Below are 23885 nucleotides of genomic sequence, written 5' to 3'. Positions count from 1 at the left end.
TATGTCTCTTTTTAGACTAATAGAATAAAAGTCTTGATCATCGATCTACAATCAAGGCATTATTAAGCTTGTTTAGCTATTTTTCTACGCCTTGCAAGAACAAACTGAAAGATTGAACCTGTTAAAATCAAAGCGGCTCCAGCTACTATGATATTGAACATATTTGTACCGGTTTCAGGTAGTTTAGGACCATCTACTGGCAATAAGCCGCCTAACGTGCCTTCCACATAGAATTTAAATTCTACCTTACAGGTAAGCCCTTGGTACTGATTATCTAATTCTTCTGGTACTGCCACTTTAAAAAATAATTGTTCGGTGTTATTTTTTCCGATAAACCTAGGATCTAATTTGTTGAAATCCTGCATTTTTCCATCGAATAACACATTGTTTTTATCTGATACTATTAATTTCAGCTCTTTATAAAACTTATCAGATCCTTCTTTTAGTTTGCTAGAGAATAAATACTTTAAATCCTGTTTCCCTTTATTTTGAATTGTTAAGGTTCGTTCCGCCCAATCACCTGGCTTTAAATTAGATACATCAAATAAAACCTTTTCTGGCGAGGTAGCAATGTCTATGTCCTGCACCCCAGCAGCATAGGTTTTTTGAGAAAAGGGGACAAAGATGATAATTCCTACTAACAAAAAATAACAAACCAAGACAGTAACTACTTTTTTTTTATTCATAGTATCCTCCATTAGGAAGGGACTTCCTCTTAATAAAAGAAAATCCCTTCATATACGTTTTTAGCTAATAGATTTTTCTGTATCCTGTGAAGATGATTTATTATCCTTTTCTAGTTTAGAAATTGTTTTCCAGATGGTAAATACTGAATAAAGTAAAAGTAAAATACCAGGTAGGATTAATAAGAGCGCATTTCCTTGTTTGGACTTAGAAAATTCCGTAAAATAGCCTAGGTAGGGAATCGTAAAACCGGTAAACATCGCCACAACGTTCTCTGATAGAACAGGGTTCATATCTTCAGTCTTATTATTATCACCCTTAGTTCTATACATTACGGTTTCGCCATCTTTTATTACTTCCACAATCCTGTGTGTGATTAATTTGTTCTCTTCTTCCTTAAAAGTGATTACGTCATTTTTTTTGAACCTTTTCGTGTCAGCGGTAGGTTTCACTACAATTATTGACCCCGTCTTTATTCCAGGTTCCATCGATCCCGATAAGACCGTCTTTAATTGGTAACCAAATGCTTGCGGTTCTCCACCCGCTGCTTTCGAGGAAACAACAACAAATAGCATTAATACAAAAACTAATAATAAGATTACCGAAATTATGTTACTCATCCACTTTTTCACTGTTTTTACTTTCATATTCCTCTACCTTTCTATTTCAAAATTAACATATTATTTTTACAAAATTGAAGGTATTTTTACTTATATAAAATGAATTCCATTTGTTAATTACCTTCACTTGCAGAACCATCATCTGCAAACTTACTTAGGCTATGATTCTCTTCTGTTCCACTTTGTTTCGATTGATTTTGTTCATTTGATGGAGGCACTTCTTTAGAATCTTCGTTTGATGATTGTTGCGTTTTATCTTTAGTACCTTCGGTTGATTGATTCTTCTTATTTTCCGGAATAATTACTTCTTGTGTTTGAGAAGTGGATTTTTCCTCATTTTGAGACTTACTTGATGCTTGGCATTTGACAGTAATTGTTTCACTCCATAGCTCTTGCCTTGTTTCGTACTTATTAGCATGACCTGGGCGTTGTAATGCCTTAAATTTATAGTTACCAGGGTTGTTTACAGAATATTTAAGGATAGCTAATTCACCAGATTTAAGCGGCTCAATGTTTCCTTCGCCTATTTTTTGCCCATCCTTCGGATTTTTACTTTCATTGTAGAACACTTCAAACTGTGATTGACCTTTCATATCATTGCCAACATTTTGAATTGCAGCTGTAATTTCAACCACATCGCAATTAGTAATCATTTGGTCTTTCACCTTTTTGCTATTTTCATTTTCACCATTTTTAAACTTGAGTGAACTTTTATCCCAGAGTTCTTGCCATGTCCCCGCTGTAATGGCCCCACTTATTTGTGATGAGGAATTAAAGTATGCACCGGTATCAGAGGATAAATATCCAACTGTAAACAGCAGCAGATACCAAATTGCTAAGATTTGGGATGCTAGTTTAATTTTTTTATCTTTTTTCCCCAACCTTTTTAATCTCGAATATCTAATCCTAATCACTCCCCTCATCTCCTTGAAACTATTTAAATATATAATTACTATGTAAGAATCTTGTTTTTATTTTCTTCACCTTAGATAAAGTAATGGAAAATTTATTTAACGTGAAAAGAATAAATATTGATAGTACTTTAAAAGAAGGATGGGTATGGCCCCACCCTTCTTTTTTCTATATTATTTATTTTCTCCAGCAGTTTGCTGTGCGTCAAATTTCCATTCAAGTTGTAAGGATGCACCTTGGAATTCGTTTTGGTCTTTTCCGTTATCAACGAACTCAAATTTAACGTACATATTATCCTTTGTACCAGCATCTAATCCTGATTTTTCCCCACCTTGAATACCTAAGAAAGATGGGCTTTGGTTTTTAACTGCATCAGGACTCATATTTTTTAATTCATAAAGAGTTTTGCTAGCAATTACATTACTAGGTCCAAGGATAGAGCTCTTATCCTCATTTTTTAAGAAATGAACGATGATGTGCTTTCCGAAATCATCACCTTTTAAATTCGGACCGGAAACAGTATAGTTAGTATATAAATACACCTTTGAAATATCTAATGTACCGTTGTTTTCTAACTTAAACGTACGATTCATCCAGTCACCAGGCTTGATATTTTTCACATCAATAATTGTTGTTGGACTTGCTGCTAAATTTAATGTACCTGCTGTAAAGGCGTTGTTTGTTGTGGCAACGCTATTGAAGTAAGCATATGTACCTCCACCAATTAATGACAAACCTAATGCTGCTGATGCTACGCCTAAACCTAATTTCTTTTTAAGACTCATTTTTGTTTCCTCCTCTTATTCCCTGTTTTTTTGCTATAAGTTCGTGTCAGTGGTTTACTTTGTTCTCCTTAACGAACTTATAAGTTGAGTATAGGCCAAAACAACCAACTTGAAAAACCCCAAATATAGACAAATTTTCTTAATTAAGAACAATTTCAGGGCTTTTTCTCTAGTTTTCTCTAGTTTTCTTACTATTTTGTATTTTATAATGAATCTATTGTGCTTTATATTGAATGATAGAGTGTAAATTTTTTGCTTTACTATTAGGAGATGAGGGTGATGATTGGGGAACGGATCAAATATCTGCGGGAAAATAAGGGGTATTAGCTTACAGAGCTTGCGAAGCTGGCAAATGTTTCAAGTCTTATTTGAGCCAATTACAACGGGGCTTGCAATCAAATCCATCGATGCAATTTGTAAAAAAGGTGGCAATCCCCTTAGATGTCAGTATAGATTCCTTGTTAGACGATGAATCTATAAACTATGTGCTGGACAATGAGTGGAAGGCTTTAATACAGTCTGCTATAGAGAATGGCTTAAAAAAAATGCTTTCAGGGATTATCTTAATTACGTGAAATTTCAAGCTTGGATGGATGAAAGGAATAAAACTTAATTAAAAGTCCCCATTCCAACGAATTGAAATGGGGACTATTTTCGTTATTCACAGATTTAGATCTCGTAAGGTCTTTAGGCTTCGATTATTTCATCCTCTTCTTGCTGCAATTTTTTCAATCGCTTCCGATAAACAAATTTCGATAAGTTTATACTAATCTCATAAAGAAGCAGGAGCGGCAAAGTCACAACAAAATCAGACATAAAGTCCGGCGGTGTAATAACGACGGCAATTATGATAAGAACAAAATAGGCATATTTTCGAACTTTTGTTAAAAGATAGGGATTGATTATCCCAAGAGAAGTTAAAAACATGACCACTACTGGAAGTTCGAATAGCACCCCGAATGGGAGGGTCATATTCATGATAAAGCTAAAGTATCTCTCAGCTGTGAAGTTTGTGACGAACATATCTTGACCCATTTTCACCAAAAAGTCCAGAACCATCGGAAAAATAGCAAAATATCCGAAGGCAAGGCCTAGTAGAAATAAGAAAAATAATGCAGGTATATAGGATAGCGTAATTTTTCTCTCAATTGGTCTTAATGCCGGCTTAACGAACAACCATATTTGTAACGCTAAAACAGGGATCGTCCCTGCTACGGCAATTACTGTTGCCAGCATAAAATAAATCCACATAATATCACTCGGGCCGAGAACCATTAGTTTGGTATCACCGACAAACCATCGATAGATATCATCGACATAAATAAAACCGGCAATAAAGAAGACAACAAATGCTAGTGCCGATATAATAATCCGTTTGCGCAATTCCTCTAAATGATCAACTAAATTTAATTCTTTATCTTCCATGTAATCCCCTGCCAATTTCATAGGATGAAGATTAACACGTATTCACGTGTCTTATAGTTACAAATCTCGAGAAAAAAAGGTGTAAGACGCAAATCTTACACCTTATTTAGTCACATCTTTCTTTACTTCATCGATGTCTTTCATTACATCGTCCGTAAGTTCGCGAGTAGACTTTTTAAATTCCTTTAAAGTTTGTCCGAAAGCTTTTCCGATTTCCGGAAGTTTCTTCGGTCCAAAAATGATCAATGCAAGCGTTAAAATTAAAATTAATCCGGGTACTCCGATATTTGAAAACATGGATTAACATCCCCTTCAAAGTTTGTGTGTTTCTACTATGATTATAGTATCGAAAATTCATTTTGGGTTAATTTTCTGGAATAATTCATAGTAAGTTCACAATATCCGTTAAAATTAACCTACCTGTGATGTTTAGCATTTCCCTTATAAAGCTCATTTAAATCTCTATAGACCAATTTATCAATAACCACAACTTAAGTCAATGTCCAATTGTTCTGCGTAATTTTTTTAAATATTTTGACAACTGGTCGTTTTTTGCATATAATTTGAACAATAGAAACATATACTAATGAAGATTTAAAACCCTATGGAATGGATGTGATGAGGATGGAATTTTCACTAAGCAGTTATGATGGAGCCCTCCCTGTTGAGATTACAATTGATGATGACAATGGAAGATACACCATTCGCAAAAGTGACCGAAGCGGCGAATACTTTAATAGCCCGATTGAATTAATTGCTTGGGTTAAAACCCACTTCCACGAGGAAGAGTTTTGCCATCCCCATGAATTCAGACGTATGCTTGCAAAATTAGCGGAATACGAATTAAATGGGACATATTTATAATATTGAAAAGAAAGCATCAGCATAAATTGCCGAGGCTTTCTTTTCGTTTACTTTGCTTTTCGTTGATATATCCGGAATTCATAATCATAAGGATTTTTTTCATTCTTTGTCCCTTTTTCAGAGGATTTGAGCTCCCAGTTTTCAAGATCAAAAGCTGGAAAGAAAGTGTCCCCTGCAAATTCTTCATGAATAAGCGTGATGTAAAGACATTCTGCATAGGCAAATGTTTCTTTGAAAATTTCCGCCCCGCCGATGACAAAAATTTCTTCCTTTTGTTTACGGCTGTACTTGATAAACTCCTCCACTGAGTGAAAGACCGTACATCCCTCGGATTGATAGCCGTGCTTTCGGGTAATTACAATATTCTCCCTGCCAGGGAGCGCGCGGCCAATCGACTCATGCGTTTTTCTCCCCATCGCAATCGGATGCCCCATTGTCACCTTTTTAAAAAACTTTAAATCTTCTGGAAGATGCCAGGGGAGCTGATTATCCTTGCCGATTACTCTATTTTCATCCATAGCAACAATAAAGGATATCATACACTGACCACTCCTTTTATATGTGGATGTGGATCATATCCATCTAAGCTAAAATCTTCAAATTCAAATGAGAAAATATCCTTAACATTCGGATTGATGTTTAGAATCGGCAGTATCCGCGGTTCTCTTTTCATTTGCTCGTTAATTTGTTCAAGATGGTTTTGATAAATATGAACATCGCCAAACGCATGTATAAATTCTCCCGGCTTTAAGTCGCATACTTGAGCAATCATTAACGTTAACAGGGCATAAGAAGCGATGTTAAATGGAACTCCCAAGAATACATCTGCTGAGCGCTGGTAGAGCTGACAAGACAATTTCCCATCTGCCACATAAAATTGGAACAGGCAATGACAAGGAGGCAGCGCCATCTTATCAATTTCAGCTACGTTCCAGGAGTTGACAAGCAGTCTTCTTGAATTTGGATTTGTCTTGATTTGCTCAATTAATTCACTAATTTGATCAACCGTTTTCCCATCGGCCCCTGTCCAGGACCGCCATTGATGACCATAAATCGGCCCTAATTCACCGTTTTTATCTGCCCACTCATTCCAAATTCGGACACCATTTTCCTGCAGGTAGTGAACGTTCGTATCGCCTTTTAAAAACCAAAGCAACTCATAAATAATCGATTTTAAATGAAGCTTTTTAGTAGTAATTAGTGGAAAACCTTCTTCTAAATTAAATCTCATTTGATAACCAAAGGTACTGATTGTTCCCGTACCGGTCCGATCGCTCTTCACAGTACCCGTTTTTAACACATGCTCACATAATTGTAAATATTGCTTCACATCTGACACTCCCTTATCTGCAATTCATATCTATTAATTTTAGTGGAGTGGAGCTATTTATTCAATTGATATGAGAAAGTGGTCACCAATCAATAGAAAAAGCTGCAAAAAAGGCAGCTTTTTCGAAAAAAATTACACTTGCAACCCAAAGTTACGGCAAAGGGATGCTAGTCCACCTGCAAAGCCACTGCCAATCGCATTGAATTTCCAATCGCCGTTATGGCGGTAGAGCTCGCAGATCACTACAGCGGTTTCAACTGAAAAGTCCTCGCCAAGATCATATCTTAGAACCTCGCTGCCTGTTTCCTCATCAACTAAACGAACGAAGGCATTTGAGACTTGACCAAAGTTCTGGCTTCTTGCTTCGGCATCATGAATCGTAACCGTAATAGCAATCCGATGAACATGGGACGGAACCTTACTGAAATTGATCTTGATTTGTTCATCGTCACCCTCACCTTCGCCCGTCCGGTTATCCCCTGTATGTTCGACCGCACCTGAAGAATGAATTAAGTTATTGTAAAAAATGAAGTCCAAATCATTAATCACCCTGTTGTTTGCATCTGTTAAAAATGCGGATGCATCTAAATCAAAGTCATGTCCCCCGCTGTAGCGGTTGGTATCCCATCCAAGGCCGATAATTGCCCTTGTTAACCCAGGATTCGTTTTGGTTAAATCTACTCTTTGTCCTTTTGCTAAGTTAATACCCAAATTAATCACCCCATCAAGAACTTTTATATTTTTTTAGCTATAACTACGAACAATTTCACTAAGGCTGCCAGCTGTCGTGCCAGTACCTACGGCAGCGAACTTCCACTCATTGCCATGGCGGTATAATTCCCCAGCAACCAGGCAAGTTAGCCCGCCATAATTATCTGATAAATTATAATGGATCAGCTCTTGGTTATTGGTAGGATTAACAATCCTGATAAACGCATTTTGAATCATGCCGAAATGTTGTCTTCTTTTTACACAATCATAGATATTAACAACGAAAACAAGCTTTTGAATTCTTGATGGAACTTTACTTAAGTCGACGATGATTTGCTCGTCATCGCCGTCTCCATCCCCAGTCAAATTATCTCCAGTGTGCTGAACACTGCCATCATTGCTTCTTAAATTCGCAAAATAAATGACATCTTTATTGTTTTGGAGCTTATCATTTGCTCCTAACATGATAACAGAAGCATCACAGTCAATATTCGGAGCACTGCCACCGCCAAACAGTGCGCCAAAGAAACCGCCGCCGCCACCGCTTTGGACCGGATCCCAGCCTAGTCCTACCAAGATTTTAGATAGTCCCGGATTACTTTTCGTTAAATCAACTCGTTGACCTTTTTGCAAATTAATAGCCAATTCATCCACCCCAATTAAGAAATTTTATAGTAACTATGATTGTTTCAGCTTTTTAAAATTATCCTGCAGCTGTTCTAACCGTTTTGTGCCTTCAATTCTCATCCGTTTATTTTCTTCTTCAATTGCTCGTGTTTCCTGCATCCCTTTGATGATAATATTCCAAGATTCCTCGATTGTCTCGATTTTAATACTTGGACCGCCGGCAAGCCTTGCAATATCAGTACTTTGCTGCGAAATATTTTGAGCATTTTTAAGGAGCATTTCATTTGTCCTGCGGTCAAGCTCACTCATCGAATCAGCGACAAGCTTCTGCCTTTTTGCTGCCACGGCTTGAATTAAGCCATTTTTAAAAATTGGAATTGTCGTAACAAAAGCGGAATTGATTTTCCCAATTAGCTTTGTATTCCCTCTTTGCAGCAGGCGGATTTGCGGTGCTGTCTGCAAGGAAACCATTTTCGCCATTTCTAAATCATAAATCCGCTGTTCTAACAGCTCTATCGCATTCTTCAATGAATCCAATTGCATCGATGCTAGCTGATCACCTGAGGCAGTACGTGCCTCAAGCTGTGGAAGCTGAGTATTTTTTAGCTCCTCGACCTTGATTTCACCGGCAACAATGTATTTTTCCAGCGTCAAATAGTATTGATAGTTTTGTTCATACATTTGTTCAAGCATGGTTGTTGAGTCGACCATTTCATGCTGATATTTAGAAATTTCCACATATACCTTATCAATTTCCTGACCCATCGTTTGGTATTTTCCAAACAGCTTTTCTATCATTTTTTCGCCCTTATTAAAGAGCTTGCCAAAAATGCCGCCGGAGGTTTTCTGGAAATCCTTCGCATCGAATTTATCCATAATTCGGCCAAGGTGTTTAAGAAGTTCACCCGAATCTTCTACCTTTGTCGTCCGCATATTGCTCAAAATCTGATCGGAAAAACGCGATATTTGCACGGCAGGTTCTTTCCCAAACTCTAATACTTGAATTTGGTCGCGCTCATCAATCGTGCGGGCCAAATTTTGAATTTCCGGTTCCTTGCGAAGAGCAAGCTTGATGTCAGAAGCCTTTGTCTCCGTTAATTTGTCGTCCACGGCTGCAGGAGTTAAGCCATTTGATGGATTTGGCGATAGATTCACTTGTTAATCTCCCCTTAAATTTTTTAAGATTCCTTGAAAAAGCCCTTTTTTGAAAAGAGAGGGCTCTTTAAATTCCAATTCAAATACTATATCATCAAGCCAATGTTTATCATATAATTGGTCATCGAGGTAATTTTCGATATCATTATGACCTGGCGGATTGTAAAGTACGATATCAATACCGAACTGATTTAGCAGCAGCAGCAGCGCCGCATCCGATCTCGAAAGCATCCCCGATAATTCATTATTGTAAATAATTACTTTCGGGACATGCTGCGAATAGTCAAATCGTTCTAGCAATTGAATAATATTTTTTTGCATAAACATTGCCTGGGTAAAAAGATACATTTTCACATCTTCTAGACTTTCATTCGGTAAAGGCTTTAGTCCTGGTTTCTCGCAGATGCTTCTAACGGCATTGGCAATTCCTTTTTGCAGGCCAGCTGATAAAAATGAATAGGGCCAGTAGTGCGACCGCATCATATTTTCAGGGACAATTAAACCATCTCTGCCCAGTGCATTGCGATAATGAAAGCGGAAATCGCTCGTGCTTGCGATTGTCAGAGGGAGTTTACGAATCAGTAAACTATGCTCTAATTGGCTAAGCGCTTGCAGCCGTTCCCAGTATTCTTTTCGATTCCTGCTTACCCCTTGTACTTTAGCGAAAATCGTAGGAATTTTAACTTCCCCATTCCTCACTTCGAAATCAGGTCGAATCATCGCTATTTCTTTACAAAGAATAAACAGTTCATCATATGTTGTTTTTAACGTAATTGAAGAAGGCGTGTAATCCCTTAATTGCCAAGGTTTATAAAGGCCGGAACCTTCTTGGTTTAATATTGTTTCAATCTCTTTTGATGCCCGGTAAGCAACCGTTGTTTTCCTGGTCCGTTTTTCAGTAGGAAACGGTTCCGCAGGCAGGTTATTTTGGAATCGATGCGTGAAAACGGGCTCATCAATTATTCCTGCTAAAATATCCTTACCTTCGGGATGAAAAATAACAATATCGCAGCCAAGCTTGCTTAAATAAAATAAAAAATATTGATGGCTCTTCTTAAAGTCACCGTACCACAAAAATTTCGGCATCGCTTTTTGCGGGTCAGCCGTCTCCAATTGTGGCTGCAAATGGTTGATGGACCACTTAACAAGATCAACGAGAACTCTTCTCAGCTCTTGGTTTTTCAACCCGTCAGTTTCGATTTTTGTGTACAATTCAAGCGTTGCAATCATCGCTTCTCTTAATTTACGATGGATTACAGGTACACTTGACTTTAACAAAAGCTGCTCCCCGTCAAGAAAAGCAGTAAAACGGTTAATCGACAGCTTCTGTTCTTGATTAATGTTAAATACTTTTTGAATTGCTTGAAAGTGGGCGTTGTTGATAGTTTTATCAAGTGACTCCTCACTTAGCAAATGCAGATTCCATTCTGCCGTATTATTAACATAATCATAAAGCTGGTTATAATAATCGTCCGTATCAATCGGTATTCCCAAAAACTTCCCCAGTACTTGCCCAATCTGAATGGTTCCATTTTCCAGCGAATAATTTGGCCGTTCTGGCAATGGCTTTTTCAGCATACCAGACCAGTTTTCATTGGAAAGGGCCCCTACAGGACGGACGCTCAATTGATTTAATGGTGGATACATTCATAATCCCTTCCCTCTGAAAGCGAAAGCTTATTTTCAAGACTGTTAGTTAAATTATGTAAAGGTACCTTATCATCATATCACAGTTACCAAAAGTGTTCATTTGTTTATACGAAAGTCAGCTAAAAATGTTTCGTTATTTTAGGTTATTTGATCATTTTTCACCTTTCTCCTTGTCCTTACATACTAATGGAGTATCCAAACTAAAGTAGGTGACTTGAATGAGATTTTTATATAAGCGCCCGAAGATGGAGCTCATTGATAAGGAAATAAATTCCTTATTGGAAATTATGACCTCTGATGCGTTTATTTATCTTGATCTTTTTGTAATCAGTTTAGTTTTCACGCTGCTGCTCTCCCCAGTGCTGCAATCAATATCCGTTTCAATTCTATTCTTTTTTGTCAGCTTCGCAGCTTTTTTCAGCCTATATTTTTTTGTGTTCAACCGGTTGGTTAAAAAGAACTAGATTTTATGGGAATCAATTTTAAAAACTGGTGAAGAATTTCTTCACCTGCATCCACACCCTTATTCAGCGTAAATGTAAGGCCATTTGTATTTTCCAAATTCGTTAGTTCGCCATGTCTTGGCACAAAACGATATTGGCAGTTCTGCAGGAAGTCCCAATCAAGGATGGAGTCGCCTGCTCCCGCTATCGCCTTCGTCCCCTCAAGCTTACAAATAAATTCAAGGGCATCTCCTTTACTGATTGCTCGCGGGATAAAGTACAGCTTCCTTCCTTGCAAGGAAATCCTCCAGCCATATTTTAACACTAATTCATTGAGGACTTTCCTATCAAACAGAGAAGGCTGACTATTTAAGATATAATAAAAAAACAGCTTCTCTGCCTGCTTCTTTTGCCCATCAAAATGAAATCCTTCTCTTTGTATAATCGCTAGTAATTCATCTTGTTGGACCGACTCAGTATGCAAACGGGCAAAAATATGCTCCGTCCATTCTTCCATTGGCACACCTTGATTGAGAATAACAGCTCCATTTGAAGTAATTGCATATTTAATCGGAATGTCGTGAGCGAAAATCACGAATCGCTTAAATTGCTCGGTTGTTCTCGTTGTAACGGGGACAAATAAACTTTGCCGGGCCAGTTCTTCTAACGCGATGAAAGAGGCTTCTGTCATATAAGCAACCCAGTTGTTATCTTTTTTCTCAACGGGTTTCAGCTCAGCACCCCCAGCATTACCAAGCTCTTGGATTGCCCGTTTCGAATACATTAATGTGCGGTCAAGGTCAGATGCAAAAATCATTCTTGCTTCTCCTTCACCGATTTGATTAAGCCGCAGCACAAATAGTTCAAATTAGGATAAGGAATCACTTCAACCCCTTTTTCTTCGGCCAGCATAAGGATGTGTTTGACAAAAGGGCTTGATGGGTCCCGCATTAATATCTTCCACGGAACCCGGCGGAGAAGAACCCTAGTCGTCTCTCCGACGCCAGGCTTGATAAAGTGTGTGCTTTCAATCGCGAATTCAGCTTGGATTCTCTTTACATCTTCCATTCCTAAAAAACCTGTTTCGATTTTCTCTTGGCTCATTTGCGAAGCTATTTCCGCAGCCTCCTCAGCAATAAAGGGAAACTCACAAGAAATCATATCAATGAATTCATTGGAAACATCGTCTGGAAACAAATCGCGGTAAAATTTAGCCCCGTGAAAATCATCCTTGCCGATGTATTTATCATTTAAAACCGTCCGGCTCACAAGCCCGGAGACAGTCGAGTTTAAACAAGCACTTGGGATTAAAAAGTCTTCCCTTGTTCCGTAAAGGGTCGTACAGTAGCCTGGATCGGCAATGACAGCGAGCGTATCATCAAGTTTAATCTGATATTTTTGTTCAAAATCCTGGCAGGCATTTGTTAACTCAATCGAAATGGCCCCTTTTCCTGTCCAGCCATCGACAAATTGAATAGTTCCATTTGGATGCTTGTCAATAATATAGTGTAGCGCGTTTTCGTCAATTCCCCTGTCGCGAATGATGGAAATACTATAATGCGGCAATGACACATTGTAGCGCATTTTTAAGTATCTCTTAATCAAGATTCCTACAGGCGTCCCGGCACGGGCAAGGGAAACAAGAATTGCATTTTTCCCTTTTAATTGATAGATTTGTTCGGCCACAATTCCTACACATACCGCCACTTTTTGTTTGTACTCCATCAATGTTTTCCAAAATAAATCGACATACTCTTTTGGAGGCTGATACTCAATCGGCAAGGATTCACTATAATGACCGCCAGATTGGATTTGTAATTCCCGATTAACAGCGGAATCTTCCAGCTGAATATCACTTAAATCCTTTAATAGAAAAAGCACGTCACTCTCATGGTACGTTCCAATATTCGCAGGTTTGTTGATTGTATTTTGCAAGTTATTCACCTCTGACTTTTGAAAAATAGACGAGCTTTATCGACCTAATTTCAAATTTTTCTAGTTCCTTTAGCAATGGCTGCATATTCTCATAATCTACTTCTCTTTCGAAAAAGACAAATATTTCATCGTAATGACCTGGGGGGATATTATAAACAAAGTGTGTGATCACCGGATCCTCTGGATTTGGAAAGGCCCCCCCAAACCGCGCACCATATCCTTCTTTGTTTTCAACATATATTGGGCTTCTCGTTGTTGATTGATAGTAAATCCCGCTGCCCATCTGAGCGGCTAATCTCATTGGAAGGTACATAAATTCCCCTGTTCCAAGACACAGGGTTTTTCCACCCGTTCTGCTTTGTTTTAAAACGAAAGCTGCTGCAGAAACCTTATCATCAAGGGCGATGTTTTCATGACTTCTTAGACCAAACCGTCCCGTCTCTTTGATATACGCTGCCTTGTTTAACGGATTAATAGATGCGCCCGGGGTCGCTGTAAAAAAATCAGCCAGCTGCAGTAATTCAACTGACGACTCCTTACTCTCGTTCCATTCAGCTCTTTTCGTCGGATTCTCAATTTCTTTCAGCTGCTTCACGTGCACCTGGCCAGATAAAAGACTTACTACATGAATTTTTATTCCAAGAGCTTCCTCAAGGCGGGAGAATTCAGCTTGATTTTCTTCAGAACGCCAATCCAAAATGCTTACTACCGTATAAACGCGCCTTGGAAATTTGGCATGAATGGACTGGATAATATTTATCGCTGATTTTCCTGTTGTCATTTCATCGTCAACAATAATGATTTCTCGGTCATTATCAAGTATTTCCAGTGGAATATAACAGCGATGCGAGGTCGCGTGAGAATGCTCTTCTTCAAAAGTAATCACGGGTTTTCCATTTATGAGCTCTTCTCTAGTTGTATGAAAATAGGCAGCAGCTTGAAAGCAATCAAAGAAGGCATGGCCAAGGGCGGTTGCCGTTTCAGCAAAACCAATGATAACAGGATGGACATCTTTCGGAATAAAGGAAAAACTATCGCAGGCTTCACCGTTTGTAAATGAAGACAGCAGGCTCTCCTTTTTTTCACACTCTATGCCCTTTACTGATTCTAAAAATCTAGCGGCCAATAATGCCCCTGTTAACAGCCCTTTATTTGGATTAATCGGCAAATGTTTTCCAAGCACTTTACTGACAAACAAAAACGAGCGCTTCTTATTAATGCGAGCCGCCATTGTAAACAACTCTTCAATAGGCAGATGATACGGATTTGCAGCTATCTCAAGCTCCGTTTCAATCGAATCAAGGATATTATACGTATACTTCTTGTTTGATAAGGTCAATGTTTGTGAATTCTTCATGCAGCACCCCGTAAAGCTTTGATTTTAAGATTATTCTCTTGGCCCAATAATAATGCGGCTTGATTTCGTTCATTTTATTCGCAAAATCACTTTTCATTACGCCAATATTTCCATTGGCGGCATTTATGATATTACTGGCATCGATATATTCCTCATAGGAAACGACATTGAGTGCCTGCACGATTTTTATATGGGAGGGATGGATAATCGTTTTCCCAGTTAAACCGTTTGCAATATCCATCAGTATTTCCTGAATCAACCCATCTACGTTTTCATCTATCAATTTGGTCCTCCATTTTAATCCCTCAACCCCGTACCGTTCACGAAACGGTGTTTGCCGAAGCTGAGGCTTCAACATCCTCTTTTTCGCTGAAAAGTATTCCCAAACGGGTCCGGAAACCACATATGGACTATCAAACCGTTGAAAGACATTAACAATGTCGGAAATGCAATCTCTTAAAACCGCAATATCATAAACCGTCGTATCCGCACTCCTGCGAATCCCATATAAGCCACAAAAGTCTGTTGCCCCAATCCGCACATTTAAAATATTTTCCTTGTAACGATCAAGAAGATGCTTTATATTCATTAATTCTTCCATTCTTGTTTCTTTTTGAATAACCTTAGCTGTCTCCAGGATCGGCATCGCATAAAAAGGATGCTGCTCCGAATGAATCCGCAAAACCTCGTGCAGCATCTCTTCCCCAATACCTTCCGTAAACTTAGGAAGCACCACCCCAGTAAGAAGCTTTGTCGCATCTCCTAATTGTTCGATTATCCGTTTAAATTGCTCAAGGCTACGGATACGGACAAACATTAATGGCAAATCTTCAATACCTAAAAATCCCTTGTTCAATTCTCCTGATAATTTTACCAGTTCATCAATCAGCAGTGTTTCAGCACCCAGAACTTCGTTGTCACCAACAGCATCTTCCAGGTCAATGGCAAGGGATGTTAAGCCTTCATGCTTCTTCGAAAGAATTTCCTGATGAATATTCGGCCGGGTCGCCGGCATATAAAGGGTTGCCCCCAATCCGTAGGACAAAAGCTCCCGGTTTGAAAATTTATTAAAGTCTTGCGGCTTTTGATAGAAAAATTTAGCTAAATCTTCTTCATAGAAATATGTAAAAAAATTCATCTTTTCGTTCTTCTCCTCTGTAAAGGGTAAAAAAGAAAGGAAACGGACTTTCGTCAGCTCCCCTTTTAAAACAAAATTTTATAAATGATTTTCTTTGCTTCCTTCTTTTTTCTTATTCATAAAGTGGACGATAAAAGTTGCCGCAAATGTTACAAGTAAAATGAGGAAGAAATGCAGCGATTCTAATTCAAAACCGATTGCAGGAAGGCTGAGTAACATCTTTGCGGAAATGATAAGTATTAAGATATATGCCGTTGTTTCAAGTTCAGGGACTCTATCAATTAACGTAAGAAATACCCCTGCAACACCACGCATCATTAATACGCCGAGGACTCCACCAACAAATAAAACCCAGATTTGGTCGCTGACACCAAAAGCGGCAAGAACACTGTCAACTGAAAAGGCAATATCCATTAGTTCAACAGCAACAATCGTTCCCCAGAAGGTGCCAAATAAACGAATCAGTAAACCTCCTTGGTTCATACCTTTTGCATCTTCTTCCTCGTCATCCGTGCCCGCTTTACGCTTATCGATGAAATATTTTATCGATAACCATGCCAAGTATGCTGCTCCAAGTGCTTTAATGAGCCAAAACTTAATGAGGTAAACTCCGATTCCGATTGCGAGAAATCGGAAGAAGTATGCACCCAGCAAACCATAAAATAGAGCTTTTTTCCTCTTTTTAGGCGGCAAGTGCTTGACCATTACTGCTAATACCAGTGCATTATCAGCCGAAAGCAGTCCTTCTAAAATAATCAGGGTACCAATTAGTCCCCAGCTGACTGGATCGGTTAATACCTGTGCCCAATGATCCCAATCAAAGAATAATGCATATGTTTCCAATATATGATTTAAAACTGACATTAAATGAATTCCTCCTAGATGTATACATTTTCTCTAAAAAGACCCATTCACTATTGGGCCTCATCATTTTCTAATTATTAACCTATTGATAGGCCAAAATCCGTTGCGAGCGCTGCTAATCCGCCTTGATAACCGCTGCCGATGGCACTGAACTTCCACTCGCCATTATGGCGGTATAATTCACCGGCAATAATAGCCGTTTCAATTGAGAAATCCTCGCCTAAATCATATCGGATTAGTTCTTCACCATTAGCTTCATTGTAAATTCGAGCATAGGCATTTGAGACCTGTCCAAAGTTTTGATTTCTGCTTTCAGCATCATGAATCGTAATCGTAATAGCAATTCGCTGGACATTAGCAGGAACGGCTGAAAGATTAACCTTTACTGCTTCATCATCTCCATCGCCGGCACCTGTTCGATTATCCCCAGTATGTACAACGGCTCCGTTAGCCGCTTGTGGATTATTGTAGAAAACAAAGTCTGTTTCATTGGTAACCTTTCCGTTTTCCCCTAAAAGGAATACAGAAGAATCAAGATCAAAATCATGTCCTCCATCATATTTATTCGTATCCCAGCCAAGGCCGACAACCACATTCACCAACCCTGGATTTGTTTTTGTTAAATCTACTTTTTGGCCTTTTGATAAACTTACTGCCATTTCTTCATTCCTCCAAATTAGGTAATAGTCTATTTACGAGTCTCTGATAAAAAGGTTTCATTCTATAATAAATTTTTTCATATCGCTTCGCAAATTCAACCACTAACTCATCCATTTTGGCGGTGTATTTTTTGCCCAATAAATCGCCCCAAGCTCATGATGGTTTTGGAAATCATCATGATAGGTATGATAATGAAAATTAAACCAGTATCCCGCTTTAGGTGGATTATCTCGTCTAACATGAAATCGTAAAATATCTTTTCCTGTTTCACCATTTTTTATATTAAAAATTTTTTCAGAATGTCCAGAACCAGGCTGCTCAGTTATCGTTAGATTTTTTAAATTTTCTTCAGGGAATTGCGCTGCCGTTTCGTCAACTGCTTTTTCTATATTTGGCAAAATAACCTCACGAAATTCATTTTCAATTACTGGCTTTATTCTAGTGCCAAACTTTTGATAGGACTGATTTTCTGCCTGTTTGATTAAATTTTCGATAAACTTATCTCTATCAAACTCTGATTCTTCTAAAAATGCAGTAGTCGACGATAGACTGCGTTCAGTTGCTGATGCTTCAAAGGCATCTCTGTCGCTCGGTTTCTCTACATTAACGTTATTCATTAGCTGTGTTGGTGTAACAAGACCAAAGGTTAAAGCGGAAACCACTACAAATAATGATTTACGGAGCCATTTGTTCATTTTTCATTCCCCTTTATTCTATTGAACTTTAATTGTCAATTTGGGTTACTTTAAAAATATTATACTTCTTTTTTTGTAAAAATGAAAAAAAACAGTTTGGAATATTTTTATAATTTCCGTTTTCTTAAACTAGATAGAATATTTGAGAATAAAAAAAAGATGTCAAATGACATCCTTTTTAGCAGTTTGTTTCGAAAGCACCGAGTAGATTCTGCATCACTGTTTCCATTGGCATTCCCTCAATATCATGGCGCGGGATAAAATGAACTACTTTTTTATCCTTTATTAAGGCCATTGATGGCGATGAAGGCTCAATACCTTCAAAATACTCGCGCATTTTAGCAGTTGCTTCTTTATCCTGGCCGGCGAAAACCGTCACAAGATGATCCGGTTTTTTCGCACTGTTTAAAACAGCCTGTGTTGCTGCAGGACGGGCTAATCCGGCGGCACAGCCGCACACGGAATTCACAACAACAAGTGTTGTTCCGCTTGTCTTTTCGATGAACTCCTCAACAGCTTCAGGAGTTGTCAGCTCCGCAAAACCAGCTCTTGTTAACTCTTCGCGCATCGGTAAAACCATTTGTTTCATATATTCTTCATAAGCATTAGACATATTTCATCACTCCATTTCTTCCATTTTAGGATACTAAATCATTTGTTATTTGACCACTTAATTGTCTGTTTTTCTTGATTCTGTCATCTGCTTCCAGACTGAACCTTTGGCTTCCCCGCCGCCTTCAATACGTTCAATCGCCATTTTCACCTGCAAACTTACTTCAAATTCAGGGTCATTTTCGGCAGCTTTTAAAGCGGCAAGCACCTTTTCATCCCCTACTTCGTAGAGGAACATCGCTGCCCGCCAGCGGACCAATTTGCTGGAATCTTTTAGTGATTTGGCCATTTCATCAGCGGCTTCTTGGAAGCCTAAATCGGATAAACAATCACCTGCAGTTCTGCGGACTGTTACGGTTTTATCCATTAATGCCTTATATAAATAGGGCAGGACTTCTTTCTCTTTTATCATACCAAGATAGACGGTTGCTAATCTGCGAATCGAAGGCTTTTCATCCGATAAAGCTTTCTCGAGGATAGGCAAATCCTCAAGTTCTGGATCGTCCATTTGCTCAAGGAGCTGATAACGAATCTGCCACTCTGGGTTTTGTAAATCGGCAAGCGATACTTTTCTGCGCGTCCGTTTCGGTTTCTGGTCAGAAACCGCCCAGTCTGTCTGGGCTTTTGTGACAAGTGCTTCAAGACGTTCTTTTGGATAAGCCGCAATTAATTCCTCGACAACCTCCTGCCCAATTTGCTCAAAATCTCCATAGCGGACACCTTGATTCTGCCATTTCCTCAAAAGAATATAATTATCTTCTGGCAGCTGCGCCCGCTCCCTTGCCTTTAAAAAGGTTTCCGGCATGCCAAACCGCCGCTCAGTAAAGCTGTCTGTGAGTTTTACTTGAAGCGGAATATCCTTAAATAGTTGGATTTCGACCTTTATTTCACCATAATGTTCATCCACTATTTCGGCACTGGCAACATCGGACGCTTTTTCACCAAAAGCTTGACGGACTTTCGCTAACAATTCCTTCCAATCATATTTTGCGTTTCGTTCAGCTGCAAGAAAATCGGCTACATGGTAAACCCCTTTAATTCCCTCAATTTGTAAAATTGATTGAATTACGGCTGGTGCATCCATAGCTGTATCTTTTTTATAATTATGGCTTTTTCCCATTGGCAATTCTTGGTCTAAAATAATTTTCATCGTATTCGGACTTGGAGTCGGTTCAATTGCTTTAATTTTCAATACCATCACCTAATTCTTTTGATTTCTCCCTCAAGTTTAACACATTGGCGAGGGTACATTCATTGGGGATGCTCGGCGTCGATTTGTTTGCTCCCTACTCATTTTCAGCCAATTCAGCCAGATAACTCCAGCGTTCAATTAAATGTTCGAGCGTTTCATTCAACACCGCTTCTTGTTTCATCAAATCTTGTGCTTTCGTGAAATCACTGCCCGCATTTCCCATTTCAACTGCAATTTCTTCAAGCCGTGCTTCTGTTTTTACAATAATCTCGTCAATTTCACTCCACTCTTTTTTCTCCTTAAACGTCATTTTTTTCTTCTTTTCTTTTTCTGGTGCTTTCGATGGCTGACTTGAAACGGTTACTGGTTTTTGCCGTTCTGTTTCCGTTTCTTTTTCAAGAAATTCCGTGTAATTTCCATAGAAAGAAGTAATGACTCCTTCACCTAGTAAAACAAGGAGCTGTTCCGCCACCTTATCAAGAAAATAGCGATCATGGGAAACAGTTATCACGACTCCAGGGAAGTCTTCAAGATAATCCTCCAGAACGGTTAAGGTTTGTGTATCCAAATCATTGGTAGGCTCGTCCAGCAGGAGGACATTAGGTGCCGTCATTAACAGCTTCAATAAATAGAGCCGGCGTTTTTCACCGCCAGAAAGCTTACGAATCGGCGTTCCATGTGTAAACGATGGAAAGAGAAAACGTTCAAGCATTTGAGCAGCCGAAATCGTTTTCCCATCGGAGGTTTCAACAATCTCTGCTGTTTCTTTAATGTATTCAATCATTCTCATGTTTTCATCCATGTCTTCGCTTTCTTGCGTATAATAAGCAATCTTCACCGTTTGTCCCATGATGTATTCACCAGCATCAAGTGAAATCTTCTTCGCAAGAATATTTAATAAGGTTGATTTCCCTGTTCCATTGCGGCCGATAATTCCAATCCGATCCCCCGGCTTAACGAGTAAATCAAAGTGATGTAAGATGGTTTTCTCACCATACTGTTTCGAAGCATCCTTCAATTCAAAAACCTGCTTGCCGAGCCTGCTCCCATTTAATGAAATATCCAGTTTCTCACTAGCAGGCTTCCCGCTTGAAAGCTTGTCGTCTAATTCATCGAATCGCTGAATCCGCGCCTTTTGCTTTGTTGTTCTTGCTTTGGCACCGCGTCTCATCCATTCAAGTTCTCGTCTGAACAGATTTTTTCTTTTTTCAAAGGTGGCTGCCTCATTTTCCTCACGAATCGCTTTCGCTTCAATGAATGCCGCATAATTTCCCTTGTAGCTATATAAATGTCCGCCATCTAATTCAAACATGCGATTCGCAACCCGGTCCAAAAAGTAGCGGTCATGGGTAACCAATAAAATCGACCCGTTATATCTGCTTAAATAATCTTCGAGCCACTTAACGGAATCAAAGTCAAGATGGTTCGTCGGCTCGTCTAAGATGAGTAAATCAGGCTCGGCAATTAATACTTGCGCAAGGGCAACCCGCTTTTTTTGCCCGCCGGATAGCTCGCCGATTTTTTGACTAAAATCTTCAATCCCCAATTTCGTTAAAATCGATTGGGCATTTGTGCTAACATCCCAGCCATTAAGGGCATCCATTTGCTTTTGTAATTGAAAAAGTTCTTCCTGAATTTTCACAGCATTTGGATTGCTATTTAGCTGTAATAACGTTTGTTCATATTCACGCATCAGCTTTAAAATCGGCGCTTCACCATGAAAGACTTGTTCAAGAACCGTTTTCTTAGCATCAAGCTCCGGCTGTTGGTCTAAAAAAGCGATTGAATAGTCTTTTGCTGTGATAATCTTACCGTCATCAGGAGTGTCCAAGCCAGCAATGATTTTTAATAGTGAGGATTTTCCGGTGCCATTAATTCCGATTAAGCCGACACGCTCTTTTTCGCTGATTGTAAAAGAAATATCATTAAAGAGCTGTTTCTCCCCGTACGTTTTCGAAATATTTTCAACTGTGAGCATTTTCATGATTCTTGTCCATCCCATTCTTGGTAAAATTGTTCTAAGAAGTCCAGCATCATTTGCTGTCGGCTCTCCGCCATTTTTTTGGCTGCTTCTGTATTCAGTAATTCTTTTAATTTTAGCAGTTTTTCATAGAAATGATGGATGCTTGTTGATTTACCATTTCGATATTCTTCCATGCTCATTTCTTCTCTGACATTAATATTCGGATCATAAATGAGCTGGCCTTTTTTCCCCCCATAAGCAAATGTCCGGGCAATTCCTATTGCTCCGATCGCATCCAAACGGTCAGCATCCTGAACGATTTTTGCCTCAACAGATCCAAGAGCCATTTTTCGTCCGCCTTTATATGAGATCGATTCGATAATTTGAATGATGTGGTTTTTGACCCCGTCTGCTAATTCGATTGTTTGAAAAAAAGAATCGAGCTTTGCCCTGCCTTTTTCAGCACTTTCATTTAATTTTTCATCTGGTATGTCATGGAGAAGGGATGCCATTTCTATAATAAACGGGTCTCCTGCCTTTTCTTTCTTGCCGATAGATAAGGCATTGCGCCGAACCCGGTCAACATGGTACCAATCATGACCGGTGGCTTCTTCACCAAGTTCATTCCGAACATACACTTCTGTTATTTCTATGAGTTGATTTGTCATTATCGAACACCTGCCTTTATCCCTGCTATTTTAGCATGAATAACAAATAAAAAATAACCCCAGTACTTCGAGGTTATTTTTTGGTTGTTATTTCAAGCCATTATGCCAGCTGATCCCGAGGGTGTTTTCTCCTGCGTGCACGCCAATGACCGCCCCTAATGGACAGCAGATGACTTTCAACTCTGGAAATTGTTCTTCGAGTTCTGCTTTCAATGCAGCGGCTGGTGATTCATGTAAACCGTACAGGATATACACTTCCTTTAGCTTATATTTCTCGTAGGATATCCTGAAGTAATCAAGGATTTTTTCTTTCGCCTTTTTCTCGCTTCTTACCTTTTCTTTCACAGACAGGGCTCCGTCTTCAATCGAAATAATTGGTTTTACATTTAGCATGCTGCCTAGAAAGAATTGCAGCCCTGACATTCTCCCGCCGCGATGAAGCTGCTCCAAGCTGCCAACAAGAACATAAGTCTCATTTGTGTCTCTGATTGTTTCAAGTTCTGACATTATCGATTCTAAACTATGACCTGCTCTTTGTAATTCCATTCCTTTTTTTAGTAAAGCTGACATTGGATATGTTAGGATTTTTGAATCAAACGTTGTGACTGGAATCTCGACAAGCTTCGCAGCTTGCTCGCTTGAGGAAACCGTTCCGCTTAGTTTTTCCGATAATAGGATAGCAGCCACTTGGTCATATTCTATTGAAAGTTGATTATATAATGTTTGAAAGGCTCCTACAGATGGCTGTGAGGTTTTTGGCGGATTTTTTAGATGCTTTAATCGTTCAAATAACTGGGAGGGAGTTAGATCAATCCCATCAGAAAATTCCTCTCCATCAAGTAAAATTGTTAATGGAATCGTATATATATCAGGATGATTTCTTAATTCCTCATCTAAGAATGCAGTACTATCGGTAACCCAAGCGGTTTTAACCACCGGCAATCTCTCCTTATTTTCAATATTGGTACCTACTATTAATAGTAACTATAATTTTTAGAATTGTAAATATTATACACAAAAAAAACAGGGCCGATTTACAATCCGGCTCTGCACAAGGTTATATCTAATTATAATAGTGCTCCAATTCCTGTATGGTTGTAGTCATGACCTCGGTCATTTCCACCAAATCATCCAATTGGTCTTCACCAATCAATCGACCAAATTCTACTGTTATGACATTTGAAACCTTTTTTTCAATTTCCAAGGGATTATAGTGCACAGCCATCGTTATTTTTCTAGTTACTCCCCATACATTCAATAGGATATCCTCTATTGCATGATACTCCATTTTTCCGTGTTGTTGTTCAAGGAAAAATTGCAATTTCACATGACATCCTGCAAGCTGTCCTGAAAGGGAGCTTGGGATTAGCTCCGCTGCTAAATTCACAAGCTTCGCTTCCATCTCAATGACAGCTGTGATAGAACTGTTGGGTAATTGAAAGGATACGTTAAACCGACGCGACATTTTCGCCATATTGATGAGATCGTTTCGATCGATAATGACAATGTCACCGCTGCTATCCTTATCATAAAGCGCACCTTCAATAACCACCTTCATATTATCAAAGGCTGTTGGATCAAACATATATTATTTC

At 38.9% G+C, this 23885-nt stretch carries 26 protein-coding genes; 1 reads left to right on the top strand and 25 read right to left on the bottom strand.

Features of this window, described 5'->3' with window-relative positions:
• Nucleotides 1–62 precede the first annotated feature (62 nt).
• The 6 genes from AA980_RS15395 to tatA all read right to left on the bottom strand — a co-directional run bounded on the left by AA980_RS15395 (nt 63) and on the right by tatA (nt 4723).
• Nucleotides 63–686 carry a TasA family protein gene (locus AA980_RS15395; RefSeq protein ID WP_047771709.1) on the bottom strand — a complete coding sequence of 208 codons (624 nt, stop codon included), beginning with the start codon at nt 684–686 and terminating at the stop codon, nt 63–65.
• A gap of 60 nt (nt 687–746) precedes the next feature.
• Nucleotides 747–1331 carry a signal peptidase I SipW gene (sipW, locus tag AA980_RS15390; RefSeq protein WP_024028690.1) on the bottom strand — a complete coding sequence of 195 codons (585 nt, stop codon included), beginning with the start codon at nt 1329–1331 and terminating at the stop codon, nt 747–749.
• An 86-nt stretch (nt 1332–1417) separates the two neighbouring features.
• On the bottom strand, nt 1418–2218 hold the full coding sequence (gene tapA / locus AA980_RS15385; RefSeq protein ID WP_024028691.1) for an amyloid fiber anchoring/assembly protein TapA: 801 nt from the start codon (nt 2216–2218) through the stop codon (nt 1418–1420).
• Nucleotides 2219–2389: 171 nt separating this feature from the next.
• Nucleotides 2390–3001 carry a TasA family protein gene (locus AA980_RS15380; protein ID WP_024028692.1) on the bottom strand — a complete coding sequence of 204 codons (612 nt, stop codon included), beginning with the start codon at nt 2999–3001 and terminating at the stop codon, nt 2390–2392.
• Nucleotides 3002–3688: 687 nt separating this feature from the next.
• Nucleotides 3689–4426, bottom strand: a complete 738-nt coding sequence (tatC, locus tag AA980_RS15375) for a twin-arginine translocase subunit TatC (protein WP_024028693.1) — start codon at nt 4424–4426, stop codon at nt 3689–3691.
• A 102-nt stretch (nt 4427–4528) separates the two neighbouring features.
• Nucleotides 4529–4723 (bottom strand): twin-arginine translocase TatA/TatE family subunit, encoded by a 195-nt coding sequence (gene tatA / locus AA980_RS15370; protein WP_024028694.1) that lies wholly within the window; start codon nt 4721–4723, stop codon nt 4529–4531.
• A gap of 327 nt (nt 4724–5050) precedes the next feature.
• On the opposite strand from tatA, the gene AA980_RS15365 reads away from it, so the two are divergent.
• Nucleotides 5051–5290, top strand: coding sequence for a hypothetical protein (locus tag AA980_RS15365; protein ID WP_024028695.1), 240 nt, complete (start codon nt 5051–5053; stop codon nt 5288–5290).
• 47 nt (nt 5291–5337) lie between these two features.
• Here the strand turns inward: AA980_RS15365 and AA980_RS15360 are convergent, their stop codons facing one another.
• From AA980_RS15360 to AA980_RS15265, 19 genes are all read right to left on the bottom strand, one after another.
• Entirely contained in the window at nt 5338–5829 is a 492-nt protein-coding gene (locus AA980_RS15360) for a dihydrofolate reductase (RefSeq protein WP_024028696.1), read from the bottom strand.
• A complete protein-coding gene (locus AA980_RS15355; protein ID WP_024028697.1) occupies nt 5826–6620 on the bottom strand; it encodes a thymidylate synthase in 795 nt (264 codons plus the stop codon). The genes AA980_RS15360 and AA980_RS15355 overlap by 4 nt, the downstream gene beginning before the upstream one ends.
• Before the next feature lie 132 nt (nt 6621–6752).
• On the bottom strand, nt 6753–7331 hold the full coding sequence (locus tag AA980_RS15350) for a TerD family protein (protein ID WP_024028698.1): 579 nt from the start codon (nt 7329–7331) through the stop codon (nt 6753–6755).
• A 33-nt stretch (nt 7332–7364) separates the two neighbouring features.
• Complete coding sequence (locus AA980_RS15345) at nt 7365–7976, bottom strand: TerD family protein (protein ID WP_024028699.1); 612 nt, start codon at nt 7974–7976, stop codon at nt 7365–7367.
• Between the two features lie 33 nt (nt 7977–8009).
• Nucleotides 8010–9113, bottom strand: coding sequence for a toxic anion resistance protein (locus tag AA980_RS15340; protein WP_024028700.1), 1104 nt, complete (start codon nt 9111–9113; stop codon nt 8010–8012).
• Between the two features lie 3 nt (nt 9114–9116).
• Complete coding sequence (locus AA980_RS15335; protein WP_024028701.1) at nt 9117–10760, bottom strand: YceG family protein; 1644 nt, start codon at nt 10758–10760, stop codon at nt 9117–9119.
• Between the two features lie 453 nt (nt 10761–11213).
• Nucleotides 11214–12023, bottom strand: a complete 810-nt coding sequence (locus tag AA980_RS15325; RefSeq protein ID WP_024028703.1) for a hypothetical protein — start codon at nt 12021–12023, stop codon at nt 11214–11216.
• A complete protein-coding gene (locus AA980_RS15320; protein WP_024028704.1) occupies nt 12020–13141 on the bottom strand; it encodes a cysteine protease StiP family protein in 1122 nt (373 codons plus the stop codon). The genes AA980_RS15325 and AA980_RS15320 overlap by 4 nt, the downstream gene beginning before the upstream one ends.
• Nucleotide 13142: 1 nt before the next feature.
• Complete coding sequence (locus tag AA980_RS15315) at nt 13143–14498, bottom strand: phosphoribosyltransferase family protein (RefSeq protein ID WP_024028705.1); 1356 nt, start codon at nt 14496–14498, stop codon at nt 13143–13145.
• Nucleotides 14449–15636, bottom strand: a complete 1188-nt coding sequence (locus AA980_RS15310; protein ID WP_024028706.1) for an HpcH/HpaI aldolase/citrate lyase family protein — start codon at nt 15634–15636, stop codon at nt 14449–14451. Before AA980_RS15310 ends, AA980_RS15315 begins: the two co-directional genes overlap by 50 nt.
• Before the next feature lie 78 nt (nt 15637–15714).
• A complete protein-coding gene (locus tag AA980_RS15305) occupies nt 15715–16500 on the bottom strand; it encodes a TerC family protein (RefSeq protein WP_024028707.1) in 786 nt (261 codons plus the stop codon).
• A gap of 77 nt (nt 16501–16577) precedes the next feature.
• Entirely contained in the window at nt 16578–17159 is a 582-nt protein-coding gene (locus AA980_RS15300) for a TerD family protein (protein WP_024028708.1), read from the bottom strand.
• A gap of 102 nt (nt 17160–17261) precedes the next feature.
• Complete coding sequence (locus tag AA980_RS15295; RefSeq protein WP_024028709.1) at nt 17262–17855, bottom strand: YpjP family protein; 594 nt, start codon at nt 17853–17855, stop codon at nt 17262–17264.
• A gap of 178 nt (nt 17856–18033) precedes the next feature.
• Nucleotides 18034–18468 (bottom strand): BrxA/BrxB family bacilliredoxin, encoded by a 435-nt coding sequence (locus AA980_RS15290; RefSeq protein WP_024028710.1) that lies wholly within the window; start codon nt 18466–18468, stop codon nt 18034–18036.
• Between the two features lie 57 nt (nt 18469–18525).
• The gene (locus tag AA980_RS15285; protein WP_034724125.1) at nt 18526–19659 is read right to left on the bottom strand and encodes a conserved virulence factor C family protein; all 1134 of its coding nucleotides are present in this window, start codon (nt 19657–19659) and stop codon (nt 18526–18528) included.
• 94 nt (nt 19660–19753) lie between these two features.
• Nucleotides 19754–21643, bottom strand: a complete 1890-nt coding sequence (locus AA980_RS15280; RefSeq protein WP_024028712.1) for an ABC-F family ATP-binding cassette domain-containing protein — start codon at nt 21641–21643, stop codon at nt 19754–19756.
• The gene (locus AA980_RS15275) at nt 21640–22290 is read right to left on the bottom strand and encodes an HD domain-containing protein (protein ID WP_024028713.1); all 651 of its coding nucleotides are present in this window, start codon (nt 22288–22290) and stop codon (nt 21640–21642) included. The genes AA980_RS15280 and AA980_RS15275 overlap by 4 nt, the downstream gene beginning before the upstream one ends.
• Before the next feature lie 87 nt (nt 22291–22377).
• Nucleotides 22378–23226 (bottom strand): DegV family protein, encoded by an 849-nt coding sequence (locus AA980_RS15270; RefSeq protein WP_024028714.1) that lies wholly within the window; start codon nt 23224–23226, stop codon nt 22378–22380.
• 127 nt (nt 23227–23353) lie between these two features.
• Nucleotides 23354–23875, bottom strand: a complete 522-nt coding sequence (locus tag AA980_RS15265) for a hypothetical protein (protein ID WP_024028715.1) — start codon at nt 23873–23875, stop codon at nt 23354–23356.
• Nucleotides 23876–23885: the final 10 nt, after the last annotated feature.

It is taken from the genome of Neobacillus vireti (genome assembly GCF_001026695.1).
Taxonomy (GTDB): Bacteria; Bacillota; Bacilli; order Bacillales; family Cytobacillaceae; genus Neobacillus; species Neobacillus vireti.
This window is presented reverse-complemented; position numbering and strand designations above follow the sequence as displayed.